This is a genomic window from Chitinophaga sp. MM2321 (assembly GCF_964033635.1).
Taxonomy (GTDB): domain Bacteria; phylum Bacteroidota; class Bacteroidia; order Chitinophagales; family Chitinophagaceae; genus Chitinophaga.
Map to the genome: position 1 here is coordinate 6,067,209 of NZ_OZ035533.1, position 22,424 is coordinate 6,089,632.

At 42.4% G+C, this 22,424-nt stretch carries 17 protein-coding genes; 8 read left to right on the forward strand and 9 right to left on the reverse strand.

The genetic code is table 11. The features are described from left to right. Positions 1-134 precede the first annotated feature (134 nt). Together ABQ275_RS23830 and cls are read left to right on the forward strand one after the other, a co-directional pair. Positions 135-2,282, forward strand: coding sequence for an alpha-galactosidase (locus ABQ275_RS23830; RefSeq protein ID WP_349315646.1), 2,148 nt, complete (start codon positions 135-137; stop codon positions 2,280-2,282). A gap of 188 nt (positions 2,283-2,470) precedes the next feature. Further along, on the forward strand, positions 2,471-3,952 hold the full coding sequence (gene cls / locus ABQ275_RS23835; RefSeq protein WP_349315647.1) for a cardiolipin synthase: 1,482 nt from the start codon (positions 2,471-2,473) through the stop codon (positions 3,950-3,952). Between the two features lie 4 nt (positions 3,953-3,956). Here the strand turns inward: cls and ABQ275_RS23840 are convergent, their stop codons facing one another. From ABQ275_RS23840 to ybeY, 5 genes are all read right to left on the reverse strand, one after another. Then, positions 3,957-4,352: a hypothetical protein gene (locus tag ABQ275_RS23840; RefSeq protein WP_349315648.1), complete on the reverse strand. Its 396-nt coding sequence runs from the start codon at positions 4,350-4,352 to the stop codon at positions 3,957-3,959. A 107-nt stretch (positions 4,353-4,459) separates the two neighbouring features. Continuing rightward, positions 4,460-5,656 carry an outer membrane beta-barrel protein gene (locus ABQ275_RS23845; RefSeq protein ID WP_349315649.1) on the reverse strand — a complete coding sequence of 399 codons (1,197 nt, stop codon included), beginning with the start codon at positions 5,654-5,656 and terminating at the stop codon, positions 4,460-4,462. Continuing rightward, on the reverse strand, positions 5,649-6,239 hold the full coding sequence (locus ABQ275_RS23850) for a sigma-70 family RNA polymerase sigma factor (RefSeq protein WP_349315650.1): 591 nt from the start codon (positions 6,237-6,239) through the stop codon (positions 5,649-5,651). The genes ABQ275_RS23845 and ABQ275_RS23850 overlap by 8 nt, the downstream gene beginning before the upstream one ends. A 353-nt stretch (positions 6,240-6,592) precedes the next feature. Beyond that, a complete protein-coding gene (mnmG, locus tag ABQ275_RS23855) occupies positions 6,593-8,461 on the reverse strand; it encodes a tRNA uridine-5-carboxymethylaminomethyl(34) synthesis enzyme MnmG (protein WP_349315651.1) in 1,869 nt (622 codons plus the stop codon). Positions 8,462-9,102: 641 nt separating this feature from the next. Beyond that, positions 9,103-9,531 carry an rRNA maturation RNase YbeY gene (gene ybeY, locus ABQ275_RS23860; RefSeq protein WP_349315652.1) on the reverse strand — a complete coding sequence of 143 codons (429 nt, stop codon included), beginning with the start codon at positions 9,529-9,531 and terminating at the stop codon, positions 9,103-9,105. A gap of 162 nt (positions 9,532-9,693) precedes the next feature. On the opposite strand from ybeY, the gene ABQ275_RS23865 reads away from it, so the two are divergent. After that, on the forward strand, positions 9,694-9,930 hold the full coding sequence (locus ABQ275_RS23865; protein ID WP_349315653.1) for a FeoA family protein: 237 nt from the start codon (positions 9,694-9,696) through the stop codon (positions 9,928-9,930). 1,698 nt (positions 9,931-11,628) lie between these two features. On the opposite strand, the gene nadA is transcribed toward ABQ275_RS23865, so the two are convergent. After that, a complete protein-coding gene (gene nadA / locus ABQ275_RS23870) occupies positions 11,629-12,636 on the reverse strand; it encodes a quinolinate synthase NadA (RefSeq protein ID WP_349315654.1) in 1,008 nt (335 codons plus the stop codon). A gap of 765 nt (positions 12,637-13,401) precedes the next feature. On the opposite strand from nadA, the gene ABQ275_RS23875 reads away from it, so the two are divergent. Together ABQ275_RS23875 and ABQ275_RS23880 are read left to right on the forward strand one after the other, a co-directional pair. Next, positions 13,402-15,495 carry a SurA N-terminal domain-containing protein gene (locus ABQ275_RS23875; protein ID WP_349315655.1) on the forward strand — a complete coding sequence of 698 codons (2,094 nt, stop codon included), beginning with the start codon at positions 13,402-13,404 and terminating at the stop codon, positions 15,493-15,495. A gap of 144 nt (positions 15,496-15,639) precedes the next feature. Then, on the forward strand, positions 15,640-16,146 hold the full coding sequence (locus ABQ275_RS23880) for a DUF2480 family protein (RefSeq protein ID WP_349315656.1): 507 nt from the start codon (positions 15,640-15,642) through the stop codon (positions 16,144-16,146). Here the strand turns inward: ABQ275_RS23880 and corA are convergent. Beyond that, entirely contained in the window at positions 16,143-17,249 is a 1,107-nt protein-coding gene (gene corA, locus ABQ275_RS23885; RefSeq protein WP_349315657.1) for a magnesium/cobalt transporter CorA, read from the reverse strand. The genes ABQ275_RS23880 and corA overlap by 4 nt on opposite strands. A gap of 183 nt (positions 17,250-17,432) precedes the next feature. After that, on the reverse strand, positions 17,433-18,692 hold the full coding sequence (locus ABQ275_RS23890) for a DUF3472 domain-containing protein (RefSeq protein ID WP_349315658.1): 1,260 nt from the start codon (positions 18,690-18,692) through the stop codon (positions 17,433-17,435). A gap of 144 nt (positions 18,693-18,836) precedes the next feature. On the opposite strand from ABQ275_RS23890, the gene ABQ275_RS23895 reads away from it, so the two are divergent. Further along, positions 18,837-19,655 (forward strand): AraC family transcriptional regulator, encoded by an 819-nt coding sequence (locus ABQ275_RS23895; protein WP_349315659.1) that lies wholly within the window; start codon positions 18,837-18,839, stop codon positions 19,653-19,655. Between the two features lie 78 nt (positions 19,656-19,733). Continuing rightward, positions 19,734-20,102, forward strand: coding sequence for a VOC family protein (locus tag ABQ275_RS23900; protein ID WP_349315660.1), 369 nt, complete (start codon positions 19,734-19,736; stop codon positions 20,100-20,102). Positions 20,103-20,143: 41 nt separating this feature from the next. Here the strand turns inward: ABQ275_RS23900 and ABQ275_RS23905 are convergent, their stop codons facing one another. Next, on the reverse strand, positions 20,144-20,536 hold the full coding sequence (locus ABQ275_RS23905) for a septal ring lytic transglycosylase RlpA family protein (protein WP_349315661.1): 393 nt from the start codon (positions 20,534-20,536) through the stop codon (positions 20,144-20,146). Positions 20,537-20,686: 150 nt separating this feature from the next. Between ABQ275_RS23905 and ABQ275_RS23910 the strand changes: the two genes are divergently transcribed. After that, on the forward strand, positions 20,687-22,423 hold the full coding sequence (locus ABQ275_RS23910; protein ID WP_349315662.1) for a thiamine pyrophosphate-dependent enzyme: 1,737 nt from the start codon (positions 20,687-20,689) through the stop codon (positions 22,421-22,423). Position 22,424: the final 1 nt, after the last annotated feature.

The following is a 22,424-nucleotide window of genomic DNA, read 5'->3' on the forward strand; positions in this document are numbered from 1 at the left end:
TCCCCTCTTTTATCTGATCCGTACAGCACCGTTTTTACGCTAAAAAATATGCCTCCGGTAAATTATCATGTACATCTTTTCTCAATATTTGTATTTTGTACGCTTATTTCCACGTTAGTAAATACAGCAATATCATGAAAAGGTTACTTAGTGTATGTTTACTGTTAATGGCCCATTGGGTACAGGCACAAAACCAACCGATACGTGTTACCACACGCAACGTGAGCCTCGTTTACGCTGTCAATGAGGAAGGGCGGCTCATTCAGCAATACTTTGGCCGGCTATTGCAGCCTGCTGCTGCAGATACCCTGGAGAAATCAACGCAGGAAGCCTATGTAACAGCCGGCATGGAAAGCCTGCTGGAACCGGCTATCCGCATCGTACACAATGATGGCAACCCTTCCCTGGAGCTGAAATATGTTTCCCACCACACCACAAAAAAAGATAATAACATTACCACTACAGACATCTCCCTCAAAGATCCCGTATACCCGGTAAGCGTTATCCTTCATTTCGAAGCATATTTTAATGAAGACGTAATCAAGGCATGGACCGAAATAAAACACCAGGAAAAACAACCTGTCCACCTGACTGCTTATTCCTCTTCCATGCTTCATTTCAAGGCGGCTAAATACTGGTTAACACAATTCCATGGCGACTGGGCACAGGAAGCCAACATGGTAGAATCCCCGCTCACAGCCGGTACAAAAACGCTGGACAGCAAACTGGGTGTACGCGCCAATATGTACCAATCTCCCATGTTCCTGCTGGCACTGGACAATACCGCAGATGAAAACAAGGGGGAAGTAATAGCCGGGACCCTTGCCTGGACAGGGAATTTCAGGTTTGCCTTTGAAGTGGACGAGCGCAACGCATTACACATCAACGCCGGCATCAATCCTTACGCCAGCGACTATACGTTGAAACCCAATGAGGTGTTTACCACGCCTGCGTTTATCTTCACCCACTCCAACACAGGAAAGGGACAAACAAGCCGCAACCTGCAACGCTGGGCACTGAACTACGGTATCCTCGATGGTCATTCACCCCGGCTCACCCTTCTCAACAACTGGGAAGCCACCGGCATGAACTTCAATGAACAAAAACTTACCGGTCTCTTTGGCGGCGCCGCCAGATTAGGAGTAGACCTCTTTCTTTTGGACGACGGCTGGTTTGCAAACAAATTCCCGCGCAATAGCGATAATGCCGGGCTAGGCGACTGGGATACCAATAAAGAAAAATTACCGCACGGACTCGGATACCTGGTAAAAGAAGCAGCGAAACAGGGCATTAAATTCGGTATCTGGCTGGAACCTGAAATGGTGAATCCAAAAAGTGAATTGTATACTAAACATCCCGACTGGATCATGCGATTACCTAACCGCGCCGAAAACTACTACAGGAATCAGATGGTGCTGGATCTGCCTAATCCCGCCGTGCAGGATTTTGTTTTTGATGTGGTAGATAAAACAATGTCGCAAAATCCCGGCATCGCTTATATCAAGTGGGATTGCAACCGCATGCTCACTAATACCTACTCTCCTTATCTGAAAGAAAAACAGTCGCATCTCTTCATTGAGTATACACGCGGTCTGTATAAAGTATTTGAAAAAGTACGCGCTAAATATCCGCACCTGCCCATCATGCTTTGCTCTGGTGGCGGTGGTCGTACTGATTATGGCGCGTTGAAATATTTCACGGAATTCTGGCCAAGTGATAATACGGATGGTCTCGACAGGATTTATATTCAATATGGATATTCCCACTTCTTCCCTGCTAATACCATGTCGGCCCACGTTACCAACTGGGGAAAGCAATCCCTGAAATTCCGGACAGATGTAGCCATGATGGGCAAGCTGGGTTATGATATTAAAGTAGATGATTTAACAGAGAAAGAATTACAGTTCAGTCATGATGCCGTTACTACGTATAGGCGTATCAGTGATATCGTGTGGTATGGCAACCTTTATCGGCTGGTATCTCCCTATGAACAAAACAGGGCAGTATTCCTGTACACCAGCGATGATCAGAAAAAGGCCATCGTATTCAACTACATGATGAATGCACGCAGAACAGATAATTTCTCCGTTGTAAAATTTCAGGGCCTGGATCCTGAAAAAAACTACAGGATCAATGAAATTAACCTGTTTCCCGGCACCACCTCTGCCTTTAAATTTAATCAGTCATACAGCGGTGATTTCCTGATGAAAGTTGGTATTGACCTTACTGCGGGCAGGATACATCCATTAACCAGTAATATACTGGAGATAACAGCCGAATAGATTTAGTCATTTATTTATTTTAAGATGTAGATATTTAGCTCAAGAGGAGATATTCCACTGAACTAAATATCTACATCTTAAAATAAATAAATGACTAAATAATGGCGGCTTTCGCTTTTCATAAAAAAGCAGCCTATAACTTTTTCAGCAGGTAAACGTTAATATTACAAGTATTAAAACAACAACGGGTGCATTCGCTTATCAATTATCTCACAGGAACAAACTGGCATATTTATATAAAAATCGGCAGCTCTATCCTGCTGGTGCTTACATTCCTGGGCGTAGTGAGTACCATCCTGCTCGAAAACCGCAATCCCGTAAAGGCTATCGCCTACATCCTGTTGCTCGTGTTTGTGCCTATTGTAGGTCTTATTGTATACTACTACCTGGGACGCGATCTGCGCAAGAAAAGAAGGTTTACTTTAAAAGGTAGTAAAGATGAAGTTTTGTTTGCCAAATACTGGCAGTCGCAACGTGCTGAAATAGAGCAAATGCAGCTGGAGCTGCGACACTTGGTTGGTAATAAGCAGGAACTATCTGCTATGTTATTAAATACCCGTCAATCCATTCTCACAAAAAATAACCAGGTTAAATTACTGATCAACGGCGAAGAAAAATTCCCGGAAGTAATGGCGGCATTGCGTGCGGCCACACATCACATCCACATTGAATATTACATGGTTGCAGCAGATGATGTTGGCAATGAAGTAACAGATATTCTAATTGAAAAACTGAAACAGGGTGTAGAGGTTCGTTTTGTGTATGATGACGTGGGAAGTGACCGCATCAGCAAAATACCGGCACGACTTAAAGAACATGGCGCCAGTGTATATGCCTTCTCTCCTGTGCTCGTAGATTTTTATCTCAATGCCAACTACCGCAATCACCGGAAAATCATTGTGATAGACGGCTGCGTAGGTTTTGTCGGCGGCATTAACCTGGACGACCGTTATCTCAACAATGGCAAGCATGATATATTCTGGCGGGATACCCACCTTAAAATTGAAGGTGATGCTGTAAACCTGCTACAATTACAGTTTCTCATGAGCTACCGGTATTGTAGCAAAGAAGTCTTCCCTTTTGAAGCGCCTTTCTTTGTCAGGTCATTACCTGGCACCGGCACCTGCTTTACGGATATAGTAGCCAGCGGTCCTGATTCGGACTGGCCTATAACCATGCAATCTATCCTGATGGCCATCAATGTGGCAAAAAGAAGTATCCGGATTACCAACCCTTATTTTATTCCTACGGAAGAACTGCTTACAGCCCTGCAAATAGCTGCGCTGGCTGGGAAAAATGTACAGCTGCTGCTTCCCTGGCGCGGCGATTCATTCATTGTACAGCATGCGGCGCTTTCTTATATCAAACCGCTGCTGGCAGCCGGTGTTAAAATATTCTTTTACACACGCGGATTTATTCACGCTAAAACAATGGTGATAGATGATAATCTTGCCTGGGTAAGCTCGGTTAATTTTGACAACAGGAGCTTCTATCTCAATTGCGAAATAGCGGCCCTCATTTATGATAAAGAAGTCGCAGCCAAATTAAACCGGTCCTTCGATGAAGACCTGCTCTATGCACTGCCTGTCCAGGAAACACGCTGGAATAAACGGAATGTGGTAAAACGCTTTATGGATGCGGTATGCAGACTATTAACCCCTTTATTATAAAGCACTAATCCTTTTCATCTTCATCATCCGGAAACGCGCCGTTATCTTCTTCGAGGTCAGCATGCCTGTCGCCTCCAAGACTATAAATATTATTTTCTTCGTCTTCTTCTCCGATGGCTTCCTCTTCATCATCCAGTTCTGCACCTGTTTTATCCTGCTTCCAGGTTTCCTCCTGTTCATCACTTTTCGCCGGACCTTTACTTTTACCGGGAGACAGGTCACTGTTATGCCGGAATGAACGTGTTACCTCATCCATATCAAGGTCTACTTCTTTATCCCTGTTCTTTGTGTTCATAATATCTTCACCGGCAGGATATTCGGGATAACCAGGAAAGTCTTTGTCTTCTTCAGGGTGTTTATTTTTTATTTTATCATCCGGTTTGTCTTTTTTATTTTCCATAACATTCTTTTTAGTGTAGAAAAGACATAAAAAGCCATGCCATAATAGTATCGACAGGGCGTAACCATTATTAACAAAGCCGGCAGATGATTGTTTAAAACCGTGTGCTAACGCCGTTTACCGGTAAAATTCAGTTGTACAGAGATACCCGCAGAATATAGTTTTACCTGCCCGGCCCCTACCCCATGCAAGGGTATTTTGGCATAAGGTTGTACCCCAATAATGAGCCTGTTACCAGCAGGATGTTGATAAAGCGCCCCAACATTCAAAACAGCCAGGTAGTGCTGGTTTTCATTTTGTACTGTTCGTTCTTTTGTGGGTGCATTCTCGTAGGAATATTGGTATTTTTCTTTCAGCATAAAATAATTGGACAGGCCAAGTGTGGCGCTGACAGTATTATTTTTTACTTTCAGAAAAGTATAGTTCATATTAACAGGAACATCCAATACATCACAATCTGCATTCACCCTCACCAGGTCATAAGGACTGCCTGAAATCTGTGCTTTATAATCTGTAGGGGCGGCCCGGTAAATCTTTTTACTATATACTACGCCGGTTGTTACAAACCATTTCGGCTTAAAATAATAATGTAGTAAAACACCGGCATTAACACCGATGTTACCATATTTAAATGAAGGCGCTACATTCAGATCCGGACCTAACGTTAACCCTACGTACCATTTTTTTTCTTTCCTTCCGGGGCTATATAATTTTGTAGTATCAGTAGGCTGTAAGTTAGTATTTATAGCTATTCCAGCCGTTTTGTTAATTTTCGTATATCCGTAATCGTTACTAGTGTTTTTTATTTGCAGAAAATCAATATTATCATTTGATTGCACATTGTTTTTGTTTGTTTTTTCGGGAGAAACCGGGGGAGATAATTCCCTTGTTTGTCTTCCTGAATTTGGTGTTGTCACCAGCGATAATGTAGTTTTGTTTGTTACGCCACCACCTCTTATATCACCTTTATTTTCAGCAGGATTGCCACCTTTTATTTTTCGGGATACCAGTGGTTGTGCGGCGGTTGTTTTATGTCCGGGTGTGGCGGCCGCATTATCTGATACAACCGGAGCCGGCGTGGTAAATCCTTTTTCTTTATTACTAGCTATTCCGTCCTGCATATACCACCATCCGCCAAGACCCAGCAACAGCGCCACGATGGGCCACCACCACCAGGCTACCAAGGGCTTGTCATCTTCCGGGGCATCCAGCAGCGATTCCATTTTTAACCAGGCATCCTGGTCAAATGGAATATCAGCTTCCTGTAGCTTTTTACGGATACTATTTTCAAATTCTTCACTCATTTTTATGCAGGGAAAGGTTTATCGCCACGTCATCTGACGTTCCACTGGTGGCGGCTTTAATAATTTTTTCCTTTAATATTTTTTTTGCTTTGAAAAGATTTGATTTGGATGTACCAGCAGAAATGCCCAATAGCTGAGCAATTTCATGGTGCTGATAACCTTCCATCACATATAGATTGAACACCGTGCGATATGCGGGTGATAAGGATTGCACGAGCTTTAGCAGTTCTTCATAGGATAGTTTTTCTACGATTTTATCATCTGTTCCGATATCATACAACTGATCAAAATCATCTGTAAATACCAACTTCTTTTTACTTCTCAGAAAGTCGATAGAAGTATTGACCATAATTTTTCCTAACCATGTTTTAAATGATCTGTTGGTATCGAAAGTTAAAATGTGTTGAAATATTTTCAGGAACCCATCATTCATAATTTCTACGGCTTCTTCTCTGTTGGGTTCATACCGCAAACAAATACTCATGGCATACCCAAAAAATTTCCGGTATAGCATCTCCTGACTGCTGCGTTCTTTTTTGCAGCAACCGGCAACCAGTTCATTAATTTGATTCAGGTCTTCCACAAATTTTTTCTTACCTGTCTTTTTCTAAAACATCCCTTTTCACTTCTCTCAAAAATAATTTCAATTGGACATGAGTAAATCTTTTCATCTCTCGGAATGAATACGAAAAGTCATTAAAAATGGTTGCTTCTCCGGGCGAATTCCATTGACACCCCAAAAATCGCATTTTTAGCCCTATTTTTCAACTTTACATTGTTTTGAATACATATTATTACCCACTGCCCGATCCTCAAAATTTACCCTATTTCTGAAGGTCGATTTTTCGCATTTTGGGAGAAAAAACCACCTTTTTGAGCATAAAAAAGGGGTAAACTGAAAAACAGTTCACCCCTCGCTTAAAAGTACTTTTAAATTTATCTGCCCATATACACCATCAGAATTTGTACATCACTTGGATTTACTCCGCTGATCCGACTTGCTTGTCCTAAAGTGTGTGGACGTATTTTATTAAACTTCTGTCTTGCTTCATTTGAAAGAGACACCAATTTGGCATAATCAAAATGTTCGGGGATAATGAGATCTTCCAGTTGGCTCATTTTTTTCACCAGTTCATTTTCCTTTTCGATATATACCTCGTACTTGATCTGGATTTCTGCTTGTTCCAATGCATCCTTACTTATACCGGCCAATGCCTGTTCAATCTTTGGAACTGCATTTTTCATAGAGAAAATATCCAGTCCCGGGCGCAGCAGAATTTGCTGTGCTTTCTGTTTTTGGGTAAGTTCAGCAGAAGATTTAGATGTCAGCAGGGCACTGATTTCTTCCGGGTCTATTGATAATTCTTTCAGAATGCGCTTCACCTGTATTACCTGTTCCTTCTTTTCCTGCACCTTTTTCATCCGTTCTTCTGATGCTAATCCCAGTTTATAGCTTTTTTCTGTGAGGCGAAGGTCTGCATTATCCTGGCGGAGCAGTGTTCTGAACTCTGCCCTGGAGGTAAACATGCGATATGGCTCTTCAGTTCCTTTATTAATAAGGTCATCTATGAGTACACCGATGTATGCTTCACTTCTTTTCAATACAAAAGGATCCAGTTCTTTTGCTTTGAGATGTGCATTCATACCAGCCATTATACCCTGGCAGGCAGCTTCCTCGTAGCCGGTGGTACCGTTTATTTGTCCTGCAAAGAACAGGTTCTGTACCTGCTTTGTTTCCAGGGTAAACTGTAATTGTGTAGGTGGAAAGAAGTCATATTCTATGGCATATCCTGGTCTGAACATACGGCAATTTTCAAAGCCGGGTACCAGGCGCAGTGCTTTCATCTGTACATCTTCGGGTAAAGAAGTAGAAAATCCGTTCACATAGATCTCCACGGTATCCCATCCTTCCGGTTCTACAAACAGCTGATGGCGTTCCCTTTCTGCAAAACGGTTGATTTTATCTTCAATGCTGGGACAGTAACGGGGGCCTGTTCCCTGGATACGACCCTGAAACATGGGAGATCTGTCGAAACCCGTACGTAGCATATTGTGTACTTCTTCACTGGTGTAAGTGATCCAGCAGCTCTTTTGTTGAGCAGGTTTTATCCTTTCCACATCCATATAGGAGAAGCCTATGATTTCTTCGTCACCTTTCTGTTCTTCCATTTTGGAGTAGTCGAGACTACGGCCATCAATGCGTGGAGGTGTACCTGTTTTAAGCCGGTCGCTTTCAAAGCCCAGGGATACCAATTGTTCCGTGATACCTGTGGCCGCCTTTTCTGCTACACGTCCTCCGCCAAATTGCTTGTCACCGATATGAATAACACCATTGAGGAAGGTGCCGTTTGTCAATACAACCGCCTTGGCTTTAATTTCATGCCCCAGTCCTGTAACTACACCATAGCAACGGCCGTCTTTCACCAGCAGGCCCTTTACCATGTCCTGGTAAAAATCTACGTTGGGTGTTTTTTCCAATGCTTCCCGCCACTTGGCAGCAAAAAGCATCCGGTCGTTCTGAGTGCGGGGGCTCCACATAGCTGGTCCTTTAGAACGGTTCAGCATGCGGAACTGGATCATAGACTGGTCGGTAATGATACCGGAGTATCCACCCAAAGCATCTATCTCTCTTACAATCTGTCCTTTTGCAATTCCTCCCATGGCTGGGTTACAGCTCATCTGGGCGATGGTTTGCATATTCATGGTCACCAATAAAACCTTGGAGCCCATATTGGCTGCAGCAGCGGCGGCTTCACAACCGGCATGACCTGCACCCACAACAATAATATCGTATGATGGAAACATAATAATTTAGAAAGTGCAAAATTACGTAGAAGAAGGCACATTGTTGAGATAAAGTACAATGTTCCACGTGGAACATTTACAAGGGGATTGTAGGCAAGTGGTTTTACGGGATTGCTCTACTTCTCATCCTCTACCTGAGGAATAATACTATTTCGTTTCTGTTCACAATAATTTGGGTTCAAAAACTGTGTGTCCGAATCTTAGACTGATTACTAAATATAGGGTCGCTGTTTTATGTATCTGTTCACATTACCGATGTTGCCAGGCCCTCCAGGAAGTCAAACATCACCTTTAAGCCCTTCATTTTATAGCGTATAGAATATCATTGAGTTTAATGATGGTCCTTTATCATTCTGTGTCTCGTCCTAAAAAAATTTATAGTGCACAACCCTATTTTAAGACAAGGCACTAATATAATCATCCTCTTCCCTGTCCACTTTCCGACCTACATCATTATTTATTCCTCCCGAAGCACATCCTTCAGCTATCACCATAAGAACAAATATTAAACATTCCATTACGATTGCTCTATAAACCCGCTAACATAAATAATAAAGGGGGGAATGTTCCACGTGAAACATTCCCCCTTTACATCTTATTAAAATCTTTATAAAATTTGATGTTCCACGTGGAACATCAAATTAATTCGATCCGAAGTACTTAGTCAGGTATTTATCTTCCATCTTACGCATTAAGATGCTATCTGCTTTACTTTTATCTTTAAACCCACATAAATGCAAGGCACCATGAAAAATTACCCGATGCAATTCCTGGTTTATTGAAACCTGAAATTTTTCTGCATTCTCCTGAACACGATCCACACTAATATATATTTCACCTTCTGTAACAGCAGGATCCTCCCCCATTTCAAAAGTTACAATATCGGTATAGGTGTCATGCTGAAGAAACTGTTTATTTATCTCCAATAAATATGCATCAGAACAAAAAACATAATGCAGATCTTTTAAACCCTGTCCTTCCTTAGAAAACAAATCCGCCAAAAACGCTTTTAATTTTCTCTTCTCTTTTAAATTCACTTTTACTTCGTGAGCTGTAAACTGAATAGCCATTTATATGCAATTATTAAGTAGTTGTAAAATTAAAATGAAATTCCGGATTCGATCAAGGTTTCTTTTTGGATATTCCTCCCGCAGAGGTACCTTTGTCCAATCATTTCATCACGTTTATTCCATTGTGCCGGAACAAAGTTTAAACAGATTAATAAGTAGGTAATGAAAAAAGGCATTAAGAAATTATCCTCTTTGGCTACAGGTAAAAGCGCGGTAATTATAGAATTCGAAAAAGATGATCTTCATATTAAGCTGATGGAAATGGGTTGCGTACCAGGTGAGACAGTTAAAATAGAGAAAATTGCACCGCTGGGAGATCCCATTTCAATTATGGTTGCTGGATATAATTTATCTTTAAGAAAAACAGAAGCAGATCATATTTGGGTAGAGGAAATATAATTTCCCCTATTTCCCTGAAAAAAAGTTGATTTCAGCACAAAAAATAGCTCAAAAAATAAATTTTATCTCCATTTTTGGGCTATTCTTCTCTTTTTTCAATAAAAAATCAAAAATTTTTTTAGAAAAAAAAACATTTTCTCTTAAAAAAGAGAAGAATTACTCTCATTTCCACTATTTCTTCCTAAAAAGTTAATAAAATACTCCTGAGACTTCATTCTCCGGTTCACTTCCTCAAGGAAATTTATTCTTTCAATTTCCAGCGCAACATCATTGCCACCACGATCAAATATTTTAAAAATACCCGCAGTTACCACGGGTAAAAATAAATACTTGATCCTCAGACCACTCATAACAACTTCACATCTCTCCTAAGCAGGATCTTCCCAAAGCGTAAAATAAATATTCAATTGTCAGCACCTTGGGAGTATCGTCACAATCGCCTGGCTATTTTTTCAGACATAAGTGAATAAAAATCAGAAATATTCAATCGTCAGCATCTTACAAGTGCCCTGAGAATCCCCCTATTATTTTCACAACTATAAGTCATTGAAAATTTAAGAATTTTACATTGTCAGCGCACTACAAGTGCTGCGAGAATCCCCTATTATTTCCACAGCTATAAGTCATTAAAAAAATAAAAAATTTTGCACTGTCAGCACACTACAAGTACGCTGACAATGCAAAATTTATATTCTTCACTGAATACTCCAGGCAAATTTTTTATAACAAAACCTCAGCCCACTCCTGACGTCGTGAGAATCCCCGCTGTTTTTCGCTCCCACATCTTAATAGAAAAGTGTTAAAAATATTCCATTGTCAGCGCACTTGTAGTGTGTTGACAATTGAATAGAATCATCAAAATATTTGAAAATCATCCTTCAAAAAAAATAACTAATTCTCACAGCCTTATGAAGACGCTGAGAATCCAATATATTTTTGATCCCCTGGCATACCCCAATACGCGATACATTCTCAACGCACTACAAGTCTCACGACAATCAAACAAAAACCAAAACACTGGGGTAACCCCACGATATCTTTAAATATTTGATTCTCATGCCACTCAAAAAATAGGCCCTGCAGGCATCAAGGTGGCTCATTTTGGTAAAAAGAAACATCGGACTAATACTGGCTAAGCCCCCGGATAAGCCACGTAGTATTGAATTCCAGATAACTAAAATAAAAAGATCGAAAATAAAGTGCCGGAGAATTACACGAAAAATGGAAGTCCGCCATATAGCTGAGTGAAAACAAAATATTCAATTCTCAAGGCCTTTGAAAAACAGGGCTTAACACCGGTATAGGAGATAATTCCGGTAAAGGATGCGGTAGAACAACAAATATCAGCTTCTCACGACGCTAGGAGAGCTTTGACAATCCGATGAAAAAAAATTGTACGTGCTAACCCAGGGACCAAAATAAATTCTTCATTCTCAAGGCGCTTAAAAATTATTCTTACCTCTTATCAATATAAGATTTTATCAAGGAATGATTTATGGCTGTAATATATAGCACAAGGGGCAGGAAGGAAAGAAAAGAGCCGCTTCTCAAAGCATTCATAACGCGCTGAGAATTAATCGGTTCGTACATAAATACGAATGCCCTGAGACCATAAGAATCTCAGGGCATTCTGTTTGTTTCAATTTATTAATTATCTAAAAATAATATTTAAAATATACTGGTAATCAAATAATTATATTATAGACCTGCTTGTGCACTAATCTCCAACATTCGTTCTATTGGCTTTTTAGCGGCTATTCTCAGGTTTTCTTCCATGGTAATTTCCGGCTGTTCGTACTTCATGCACAAATACAGCTTTTCAAGCGTATTCAATTTCATGTGTGGGCAATCGTTACAAGCACACGCATTATTGGGTGGTGCGGGAATAAAAGTTTTTCCGGGATTTTCCTTTTGCATCTGGTGAAGGATCCCTGTTTCCGTAACCACGATATATTCCTGTGCGTCGTCCCGCTGACTGAATTTCAGCAAGCCGGTAGTGGAACCGATGTAATCCGCAATAGCTAACACAGCAGGTTCACATTCCGGATGCGCAATCACTTTGGCTTTAGGATGCCGTACTTTCAGCTTTGTAATTTTTTCAAGGGAGAAAATCTCATGCACCATACAGGCGCCATTCCATAAAACCATGTCGCGACCCGTTTGCTGGATCAGATAAGCCCCTAAATTGCGGTCAGGTGCAAATATGATGGGCTGATTGTGTGGTACGCTTTCGATGATCTTTTGGGCATTAGAAGACGTGCAAATGATATCGCTGAGTGCTTTGATACCCGCTGAACAGTTTATGTAAGAGATCACAATGTGGTCAGGATACTTGTCCCGGAACTTCTTAAACAGCTCTGGTGGTGCACTATCGGCCAGTGAGCAACCTGCTTTGAGATCCGGCAGCAAGACTTTCTTCTGCGGACTTAAAATCTTAGCAGTCTCAGCCATAAAGTGTACACCGGCGAAAACAATCATATCCGCATCGGTTTTTGCAGCTTGCTGACTAAGACCCAAACTATCTCCGATGTAGTCGGCTACATCCTGGATATCGGGTTCCTGGTAATAGTGTGCCAGCACGATGGCATTTTTTTCTTTTTTTAAATTTTCTATCGCTGCAAACAAATCCAAACCGGGATCCACCGATATATCCAAAAATCCGTTGTGTTGCAAATTTTTTTTCGCGACAGCGATTTCCGTAATCATAACTATATACTTATTTAAATATTTAAAAAGAAAAGCCCACTACTATTAGGGCTGTGAATATGTGGAAATTAATTTTCCGGCCCGTATACAAATGTAGTTGTTATTCTTTTTTTATACGCTTTCCACATCTAATTAACATGCTCTTTCCGCGTCATTACTGGTTTTTTACTATTTCATCCACATAGGTGGATATCCTTGTTCGTTAAAATCTTTTTCGTCGGAGAGGTATTAGGAAAATGTTAGAAGACGACGTTTGGTATCCACATATTCCGCTTTCCATTTCTAAGGGTAATTTCGGGCATAAAAACAAAATTAGTTTTACCTCTGTCGGTAGGCACCTTTTCCCACTTTATATTCACTTTTATAGGGGGTTTTACACATCAAATGTGGAAAAAAAGGAGTCGGGAATGAAAAACAGTCAAATCGTGTGTGTCATCAAATTAGACATATCTTATTCACATTTTCGTGTGAATTGTTGAAATGAGCTTTTTCACATTTGTGCATAAACCAATGAGCGGTTTATTTTCCTCTTTTTGCGAAAACATTCGCATAGCGGGCATTTTAAAACATTAAAGTATTGAAAAAAAATAAGTTGAATAAAAACCCCGTATGTGGAAAACCTGTGAATGATATTTAGACCATAAAAGTGTTATATGACGATAGAACCCTTTACTGTATTGGGTTTCACCGATGAAAATACTCTTTTGCAGTTACAGTTATTTTATTCTATTTTTGCTATCCTTAAAAATGTAGACTATATAATATATGTCAGTAATTCAGAAAATCAGGGAGAAATACGCCGTCATGATCGTAGTAGTGATTTGCCTGGCTATTGTTAGTTTCCTGTTGCAGGATGCCTTTTTTGGCAAAAGTTCTATGTCCCAGCGTTCTACCACCGTGGGAAAAGTAAATGGAGAAGGGCTGGAGTTTAGCGATTACCAGCGCCTTATTCAGGACGCGGAAGCTGGCGCACGTCAGCAGATGCCGAATGGTAATATTGACGAACAAACACGTCAGTATATCCGTGAACAGGTTTGGAACCAGTTTCTGAATGAACAAATTATGCAGGCTCAATATAAAAAATTGGGTATCGCTGTAACTGAGGCCGAAATAGTAGATCAGATTAAAGGAAAGAATCCTAATCCGATCGTTGTTCAGCAATTTACACGTGATGGCCAGTTTGACCGCGTTGCATTGCAGCAAACCATTTCGCAAGCCAGCAGCAACCCCCAGATCCGTCAGGCCCTGGAACAGCTGGAAAACTACATTGGTAAGTCACAGGAACAACTGAAGTATGTAACAATGGTTAAACAAGGTGTGTATTATCCTTCCTGGTTAGCCAAACAGCAACAGGAAGATAATAGCAAAACTGCTACCATATCATATGTAAGCGTTCCTTATGCTTCTATTGCAGATTCTACTATTAAAGTAACAGACGCTGAACTGGATCGTTTTATCCAGGATCACAAAGAACTCTTCAAAGTAGAAGAATCCCGCAAAGTGGAATATGTATCATTTGATGCAATCCCTTCTGCACAGGATTCCACGACAGCGATCCACCAGATCGTAGGACTCAAAGCAGAGCTGGACACCACAAAAGATCTTGCCGGTTTCATTAACCGCAACTCCGATATTAAATATTACGATGGCTATATTTCCAAAAATGCCGCACAGGTTCCGGAGAAAGACTCTATCGTAAATCTGCCTGTAGGAAGTATATATGGACCTTATTACGATAACAACCTGATCGTATTTGCGAAAATGGTGGATCGTAAAAACATGCCAGACACCGTAAAAGTGCGCCACATCCTGATTGGCTCCAGCGCCCAGGGCGGATTACCCGATTCTATCGCTAAAAAACGTGCTGATAGCATTGAAGTAGCGGTGAAAGGTGGTGCAGACTTTAAAGCACTGGTAAGTAAATATTCTGATGATCCGGGTAGCAAAGAAACCGGTGGCGAATATGATATTACCCCTGCTTCCCAATTTGTACCTGAATTTAAAGAATTTGCACTTGAAGGCAGCAAAGGCCAGGTGAAAACAGTGAAAACCCAATTCGGTTATCACGTGATGCAGATCATGGACCTGAAAAATATCGGCCCTGCTATTAAAGTAGCCTACCTGGGTAAACCAGTAGAAGCAAGCAAGGAAACGAATAACATCGCTTTCAGTGCTGCAAGTGATTTCGCCAGCAAAAGCCGTAACACAGCTGCTTTCGAAAAAACAGTTCAACAACAAAAATTAAACAAAAGGATCGCTGATAATGTACGTCCTATGGATTTCGTTACGCCGGGTATTGGCCAGTCACGCGAACTGGTTCGCTGGGCTTACGAAGCTAAAAAAGGCGATGTTAGCACCGTATTTACTTTTGATGATAAATATGTAGTAGCTGTACTGACCAGCGTACGCAAAGAAGGTACTGCCCCACTGGCAGATGTAAGACCACAGGTTGAAGCGGAAGTTAAGAAGCATAAAAAAGCAGAACAGATCATCGCTAAACTGCAAACTCCGGCAAACCTGGACGCAGCTGCGAAATCTACCAATCAGCCGGTATTAAAGGCAGAAGGTGTGAGTTTTGCTACTCCTTTCATTGCTTCCATGGGCTTTGAACCTCGCGTAGCAGGTGCTGCTTTCAATAAGAAATGGGGCACAACGAGTGTTTCCACTCCAATTGAAGGTAATGCCGGTGTTTATGTTGTAAAAGCCGACAGTTATGAAGCTGCTGCGCAGCCTGCACAGGACGTAGCCAGTCAACAGGCCGCCTACGAACAGGGTATTAAATCCATGCTGGATCAGCAATTATTTGAAGTACTGAAAAAGAAAAGCGACGTGAAAGATAACCGTGGCAAATTCTTCTAGACAAATACATTTTTACTGACATATGGAAAGGGAGGCGGAAACGCTTCCCTTTTCTGTTTTCAGGGCGTTTGACCAGCTCCGGGTCTTCTTATTTACATTCCTTCCAGCTTATTCGTAAATTTGTATTCTTAAATAAGGATACCAATGGACGAAATAATAAATAAAGTAGCGCAGAGTGGCCTGGAAACCATTGACCTGGAACATTATTTCCCTGCAGGTGATATCGTTGTATTTGACCTGAAAGATCACCTTTTCATGGGGCTTATCCTGAAAGAAAAGGACTTCCGGGCAGGATTGCAGTCATTTGACTGGGAACAATACCGTGGAAAGAATGTGGGTTTAATCTGTAGCGCAGATGCGGTGATCCCTTTGTGGGCATATATGCTTGTAATGACTTACCTGGAGCCGGTGGTGAACTATGCAGCCTTTGGAGATGCTGATTTTATCTATAAAACACTGTTCCTGCAAAATCTTTCTAAAATAGATGTCGCGTCCTTTACTGATAAAAGGATTGTTATAAAAGGTTGTGGGGATAAACGGGTGGGAGAAGTTGCCTATGCAGAAATTACACGCCTGCTGCGCCCGGTTGTAAAAAGTATGATGTATGGAGAACCTTGTTCTACCGTACCTATCTATAAGAACAGGGGTTAAAACCAGCCGCGTTTGCGGAAAAGCATGATCATGATTACCAGGAGCAGGCCCATGGCGGCCAATGTATAAAAGTAGCCGTTGCGGGACTCCAGTTCAGGCATGTTGTGGAAATTCATTCCATAGATACCCGCTATGAGGGTAAGAGGTGTGATGAGCGTGGTTACCACTGCCAGCACTTTCATGATCTCATTCATCTTCAGGTTGAGCTGTGTATGATACATTTCCTGTAGATTCAGCACCATATCCCGGTAGTTGTCTGCAAGGTCGTTACACTGGATAATGTGGTCGTACACATCTTTATAGTACTTCGTTACTTTATCTTCCAGGAGATCGCTTTCGCTTTTGAGAAAACCATTTACCAGTTCACGCACAGGAGAAATAGCGCGTTTATAAAATAATACCTGCCGGCGGAGGAAGTTGATGCGTGCAAGCGCGCGGGTGTCGGGGTTGTGTTGCACTACATCTTCCATCACTTCTATCCTTTCTCCTAATTTATCCAGCACCACAAAATAATTATCTATAATTACATCGAGGAGTGAATAGCAGAGATAATCCGCTTCACCGTTGCGGATCCGTGATCCGTGAATTTTGAGTTTATCCCGCACCGGATCAAAAACATCGCGTTGCGGATCTTCCTGAAAGGAGATCACGAAATTCTTTCCTAACACAATGCTCACCTGTTCCTGGTCGATGGTGGTACTTTCTTTATTGAAATACATCATAGGAAGCAGGCAGAATAGTCGCTCCCCGATTTCATCCATTTTTGCACGTTGCCCAATACTCAGGATATCTTCTTCAATCAACGGGTGGATCATAAAGTACTCGCAGATGGCGTGAACATCTTCTTTTTTAATGCCGTCTATATTGATCCAGCTCAGGTGTTGGGATTTCATATAAGGAAAAGTATCCTCTATGTTGTCCAGCACTTTTTCCTTACAATCATCACTGTTATACTCAAATACCGTGATTTTACTTGTTTCTGCCGGTTTCCGGGGAGTTATTCCCATTGCCGGATTGAAATTCATCAGGCGCTGTTTTTTTACTTTAAACGGGTTCAGCGCATCCAGTACATCCGGAATAGGCAGCATTTTTTTTATGGGCATGTGTATAATGATGTTATCAGAGATATCATTTTCAAATCGAATTTAAATTAAAATCCGCTAAGGGGGAGCAGATCTAAATTTGTTACATCAGTCCTATGGGGTATATAGGATAATAAATGATCATTGATGTGATTTATATGAATAGAGCAGATCGAAGCGAAACTTCGATCTGCTCTATTCAGCTTAAAACGGAGGGAGTACTATTTCGGGGTGTTTGCCGGTGGTAGGGCGTTCAAACATGTCGCCGTATTGTGCGTTGGCAGGTTTGAAGCCGCTGTTCCATAAGTAGAACCAGCCATTTTCAGCGCCTCCGCCATAATCGATACGGTCTTTTGCTTTGGCTGTAGCATCATTGGTAAACTTTGCTTTTGTCAGCTCTATCCATTCACCGGTATTGGTTTTGATCCAATGATTACCGAAATAGCCTTTACGTCCGATATGACCATTTTCAAATGAGAAGTTTTCCAGGAAAGAATAGAGGTGGCCCATATACTTTCCGTCTTTTGGTGCGCGGAAACTGGCGATCAGTTTCCATTCCTGGTGTTCCGGTACATAGAAGTAAGCGGTATAGGTGGTGGTGGTGCCGCGTGGTACGCTGTGCATCAGGAATCGGTAAGTTTGACCGGCTTTCCAGTTATACACCCAATGGCTATGGCCGCCGGTTCCTTCTCCACCAAACCCGCTGGCATATACACTGTCGCCTTTTGCCAGCATTACTACCTGGTCTTCATACTTTACATTGCTGCGTTCATCCGGTTCTCCACCTGCATCCCACACGGAAAAAATAACTCTTCTTTCCGTCGGAGAATTTACCTGCATCCCAAAATATCCCCGGTGAAAACCGCATGACATGAAGTAGGTACCCAGTTGATCTTCTCCTTCCGGTACTTTAATTTCTCCATAAAACCATTCTACATTTTTACCTTCCGGAACGGGATAGTTTAAATGCACAGAAGCCGCACGGCGCCAGGGTTTGGCGTTGAACTGAATATTTTTTACAGCAGCACCGTTCAGGGTAATACTTTTTACATCGGCATACACGTGGCCTGTTTTTTCCAGCCCTTTTAAAGACACACAATAGAAGCCTGGTTTTTTGATATTGGTTTGCAATACCGGTATATTCGTATAGTCAGTACTGTTAGGTATGCTAACTATTTTTTCAGCACCATTTACAGTAACACTTATTTTACTGGCAGCATCGGATTTTGCCTGCATCGTTACTTTTAGCGGGCCGGTACTAGCGGCATGAAAATAAAAATTTACGGTATTGCTGTTACCTGTCCAGTTCACTACGCCACTCCTGGAACTGATTTCTACATTTTCTTCAGTGGGGTCGGCATAAGCGGTAAAGCCGGGAAGTACTGCCGGCGGTATTTGTGCCATTGCATGGTTTGCCGTAAAGCAAATAGCCAGCAGGGTCGCGAAAAGTACGTTTTGTTTCATTGTTCAGTAGTTAATATCAACAAATAAAGGAGCAATGACGGCCAAAAGCAATGTTGATTTGAAAAAATTACAATGGAATGAGAAAGGGCCGAAAGAAAGGTCCATAACTAAGTAATTAAATAATAAAATGAGTAAATTGTTATTGTGTTTTTACATAAACAACTCCCCTGCCCTGCTTTGCAGTCCTACATTGAACAGATATGGGTATTTGAAAGCAGTACCGGTATTCCTCCGGGGGATCTTGCACTGATTGTTCCGAACGGGATGCTGAAAATGATTATTCCTTACAAAAGTGCGATCAGCAGCTCGCGCATTGGTTTTGCAGATACGCACCGTGAGTCGTCCATTATTCTTATCGGGCAAATGGATACGCCTGCAACAATTGTGAGCGAAGGTAACTGCGGCTCCATTGGTATTGAATTTAAACCCTTTGCGGCTTATCGTTTTTTTCAGGTGGCCATGCATGAACTGACCAATAAAGTATTGACGCTGGAAACCATACTGGGAAAGGCTGGCCGGCAACTACAAGAGGTGGTCGCCAATGAAACAAAGGTTCACAGAAAGATAGCCTTAACGGAACAGTTTTTATTGCGGCAGCTACAGGTATTGAATAAGGAAGATGTTATTGTGGATTATGCGGCGCAACAGATCTTTACTAATAATGGCCTGATCACGATGGAGGAGCTTTCCAGGAAGCTAGGCTATACGCGCCGTTACCTGGACATACGGTTTGCACAATGCATGGGATTGAATCCAAAAACGCTGGCAGCAGTGAGCCGGTTTCAACTGTTTTATAAAGCATATAATCAGCGGGAAGTAATTCATTTTTTTGGCAAGGATCTGTATGATTATTATTATGATCAGTCGCATTTTATAAAAGAGTTCAAACGGTTTACCGGGTTTTCCCCTACCCGATATGCCCGCCAGGACAATGCATTCGGGCGTATTTTTTACAAATCATAGTGTTCCCATTTTTACAATTTTGCAGACAAGGCAGCTGCTAGATTTGTGCATGATTATTCATCTTTAAAAAACAAGATCATGCAACACTTATCTAACTGGATAGAGATTCCGGTGAAAGACCTTCCGCGTGCAAAAAAATTCTATGCACAACTTTTTAAGGCGGAATTTTTTGACATGAAAATGGGGCCGTTACAGTATGCCTTGTTTCCTACAAAAGATCAGTACAACAGCGGCGCACTTGTGCAGGGCGATGGTTATGAACCGGCTCAGAACGGGCTGCTCGTGTATCTGAATGGTGGTGATGACCTGAATGATATATTAAAGCAGGTGAAAAAATCCGGCGGAAAAGTAGTGATGGATAAAACGTTTATGGGAGAAGAAGCCGGACACGTAGGTATTTTCATTGATACGGAAGGAAACAGGCTTGGGCTGCAAAGTATGAAATGATGTGAGCGGAGTGATGATGTACATCATCACTCCGTTTATTTTTACTTCTTTTTCTTTTTATATTTTATTTCCACGTTAGCCACACCCGTATTAAGCATACCTATTTTGGTGGCGGCTTTGCGGGAGAGATCTATTATACGTCCCTGCACAAAAGGTCCCCGGTCATTGACACGTACTTTCACACTCCGCCCGTTGGCGACATTTATAACGGTTACGCGTGTACCAAAAGGCAAACTACGATGCGCTGCGGTGAGATGACGCTGGTGAAATGTTTCACCACTGGCGGTTCGTTTTCCATCAAATGTATCGGCGTAATAGGATGCTTTACCGGTTTGGGTAATCTTGCGGTTACAGGCAGTTCCGCACAGGATGAGCAAAGCACCTGCTATCAGTACCAGCTTATTTTTCAAGGGGGTAGTAGGGTAGATAGTCATAGTAATAAGGCGGTTTATCTGTCCATAAAAGTAAAGGAAATTTCTGTGCTTTCCGGTGAGGCAACCTCCGGCAGCGGAATGTTACCGTTGAACAATGTGTGTAAGGAAATGTTTTTTATAAATCATTTCAACCGCGATAAAAAGAATTTTATGGGGAAATTAGTTGCCGATCAATTGGTAGAGATGCTGGCACAGGCCGGTATTAAACGAATTTATGCCGTAACCGGCGATAGCCTGAATCATATCAATGATGCGGTGCGTCGGGATGGCCGCATTCAATGGGTGCATGTGCGGCATGAGGAAGCAGGCGCCTTCGCAGCCGGAGCAGAAGCGCAGTTGAACGGGCTTGCCTGTTGTGCGGGGAGCAGTGGTCCGGGGCATGTACACCTGATCAATGGCCTTTATGATGCACACCGTTCCGGTGCGGCAGTGATTGCCATTGCTTCTACTTGTGCCACCAATGAATTTGGCAGCGACTTTTTCCAGGAAACCAATACCATCAAATTATTTGCTGATTGCAGTTGTTATAACCAGGTAGCTGCTACCGCAGCACAGGCGCCGCGGATGTTACAGGCGGCATTGCAACATGCCGTGCATAAAAAAGGAGTGGCCGTAATAGGATTGCCCGGAGACATAGGCGCCGCAGATGCTGTAGATATTCCTACAGCCATCCGTTTGTATCAGCCGAAGCCGGTGATCTGTCCGTCAGTGACGGAATTGCAGCAGCTGGCCGCACTCCTGGATGGTGCAGGCAGGGTTGCCATTTACTGCGGACTAGGCGCCGCTGCGGCCCATGATGAAGTGGTGGCATTATCGCAATTACTGAAAGCGCCTGTAGCCTACTCTTTTCGCGCCAAAATGGGAATTCAATATGATAACCCCAATGAAGTAGGGATGACCGGCTTACTGGGCCTCGCCTCCGCCTATAAAAGCATGCATGAAGCAGATGTGGTACTGCTGTTGGGAACGGATTTTCCTTACACGCCTTTTATGCCGGAGAAACCAAAGATTGTACAGGTAGATATTCAGCCGGAACGGCTGGGCCGCAGGGCCAGCCTGGAAATGGGCCTGTGCGGTGATATCGGGGATACACTGCGGGCGCTGCTCCCCTTGCTGAAAGATAAAACAGACCGCACATTTCTCGATGCTATGTTGTCGTTTTACAAAGACGTGCAGCAACGCATGCAAACCTATGTAACGGATAACGGAAAAGAAGATAGTATCAGTCCGGAGTTTGTGGCAACAATCATTAACAGGCTGGCAGCTTCCGATGCTATTTTTACCGTGGATACCGGTATGACCAATGTATGGACTGCCCGCTACCTGGAAGCTACCGGCAAGCGCACTTTGCTGGGATCATTTAATCACGGTTCCATGGCCAATGCCATGCCGCAGGCAATAGGTGCGGCTTTGGCGCAACCGGGCCGCGAAGTGTTTGCCCTCTGCGGAGACGGCGGACTCACCATGCTGCTGGGCGATCTGATGACGATCAAACAATACCAGTTGCCGGTAAAAGTAATTGTGTTCAACAACCGCGCACTGGGTATGGTAAAGCTGGAGATGGAAGTGGCCGGTCTTCCTGACTGGCAAACAGATATGGAAAATCCGGATTTTGCCGCAGTAGCCGTGGCCATGGGATTTACAGCCTATACCATCCGTAAGCCGGATGAAGTGGAACCGATACTTACACAGGCCTGTCAGGCTACTGGTCCGGTACTGGTAAATATTTTTACTAATCCCAACGCCCTGGCGATGCCACCAAAGATTGAATTTGAACAGATGAAAGGATATGCATTATGGATGGGCAAGATGATATTGGGCGGACGTTATGATGAGGTATTTGATGCAGTGAAAAGCAATTACAAATATATCAAGGATGTATTGTAGG

What these genes read in the sequence shown, in the direction of transcription:
- ABQ275_RS23830 (WP_349315646.1), top strand. Translation starts at nt 135, where the DNA reads ATGAAAAGGTTACTTAGTGTATGTTTACTGTTAATGGCCCATTGGGTA.
- ABQ275_RS23840 (WP_349315648.1), bottom strand. Translation starts at nt 4,352, where the DNA reads ATGGAAAATAAAAAAGACAAACCGGATGATAAAATAAAAAATAAACAC.
- ABQ275_RS23845 (WP_349315649.1), bottom strand. Translation starts at nt 5,656, where the DNA reads ATGAGTGAAGAATTTGAAAATAGTATCCGTAAAAAGCTACAGGAAGCT.
- mnmG (WP_349315651.1), bottom strand. Translation starts at nt 8,461, where the DNA reads ATGTTTCCATCATACGATATTATTGTTGTGGGTGCAGGTCATGCCGGT.
- ybeY (WP_349315652.1), bottom strand. Translation starts at nt 9,531, where the DNA reads ATGGCTATTCAGTTTACAGCTCACGAAGTAAAAGTGAATTTAAAAGAG.
- ABQ275_RS23865 (WP_349315653.1), top strand. Translation starts at nt 9,694, where the DNA reads ATGAAAAAAGGCATTAAGAAATTATCCTCTTTGGCTACAGGTAAAAGC.
- nadA (WP_349315654.1), bottom strand. Translation starts at nt 12,636, where the DNA reads ATGATTACGGAAATCGCTGTCGCGAAAAAAAATTTGCAACACAACGGA.
- ABQ275_RS23875 (WP_349315655.1), top strand. Translation starts at nt 13,402, where the DNA reads ATGTCAGTAATTCAGAAAATCAGGGAGAAATACGCCGTCATGATCGTA.
- ABQ275_RS23880 (WP_349315656.1), top strand. Translation starts at nt 15,640, where the DNA reads ATGGACGAAATAATAAATAAAGTAGCGCAGAGTGGCCTGGAAACCATT.
- corA (WP_349315657.1), bottom strand. Translation starts at nt 17,249, where the DNA reads ATGCCCATAAAAAAAATGCTGCCTATTCCGGATGTACTGGATGCGCTG.
- ABQ275_RS23890 (WP_349315658.1), bottom strand. Translation starts at nt 18,692, where the DNA reads ATGAAACAAAACGTACTTTTCGCGACCCTGCTGGCTATTTGCTTTACG.
- ABQ275_RS23900 (WP_349315660.1), top strand. Translation starts at nt 19,734, where the DNA reads ATGCAACACTTATCTAACTGGATAGAGATTCCGGTGAAAGACCTTCCG.
- ABQ275_RS23905 (WP_349315661.1), bottom strand. Translation starts at nt 20,536, where the DNA reads ATGACTATCTACCCTACTACCCCCTTGAAAAATAAGCTGGTACTGATA.
- ABQ275_RS23910 (WP_349315662.1), top strand. Translation starts at nt 20,687, where the DNA reads ATGGGGAAATTAGTTGCCGATCAATTGGTAGAGATGCTGGCACAGGCC.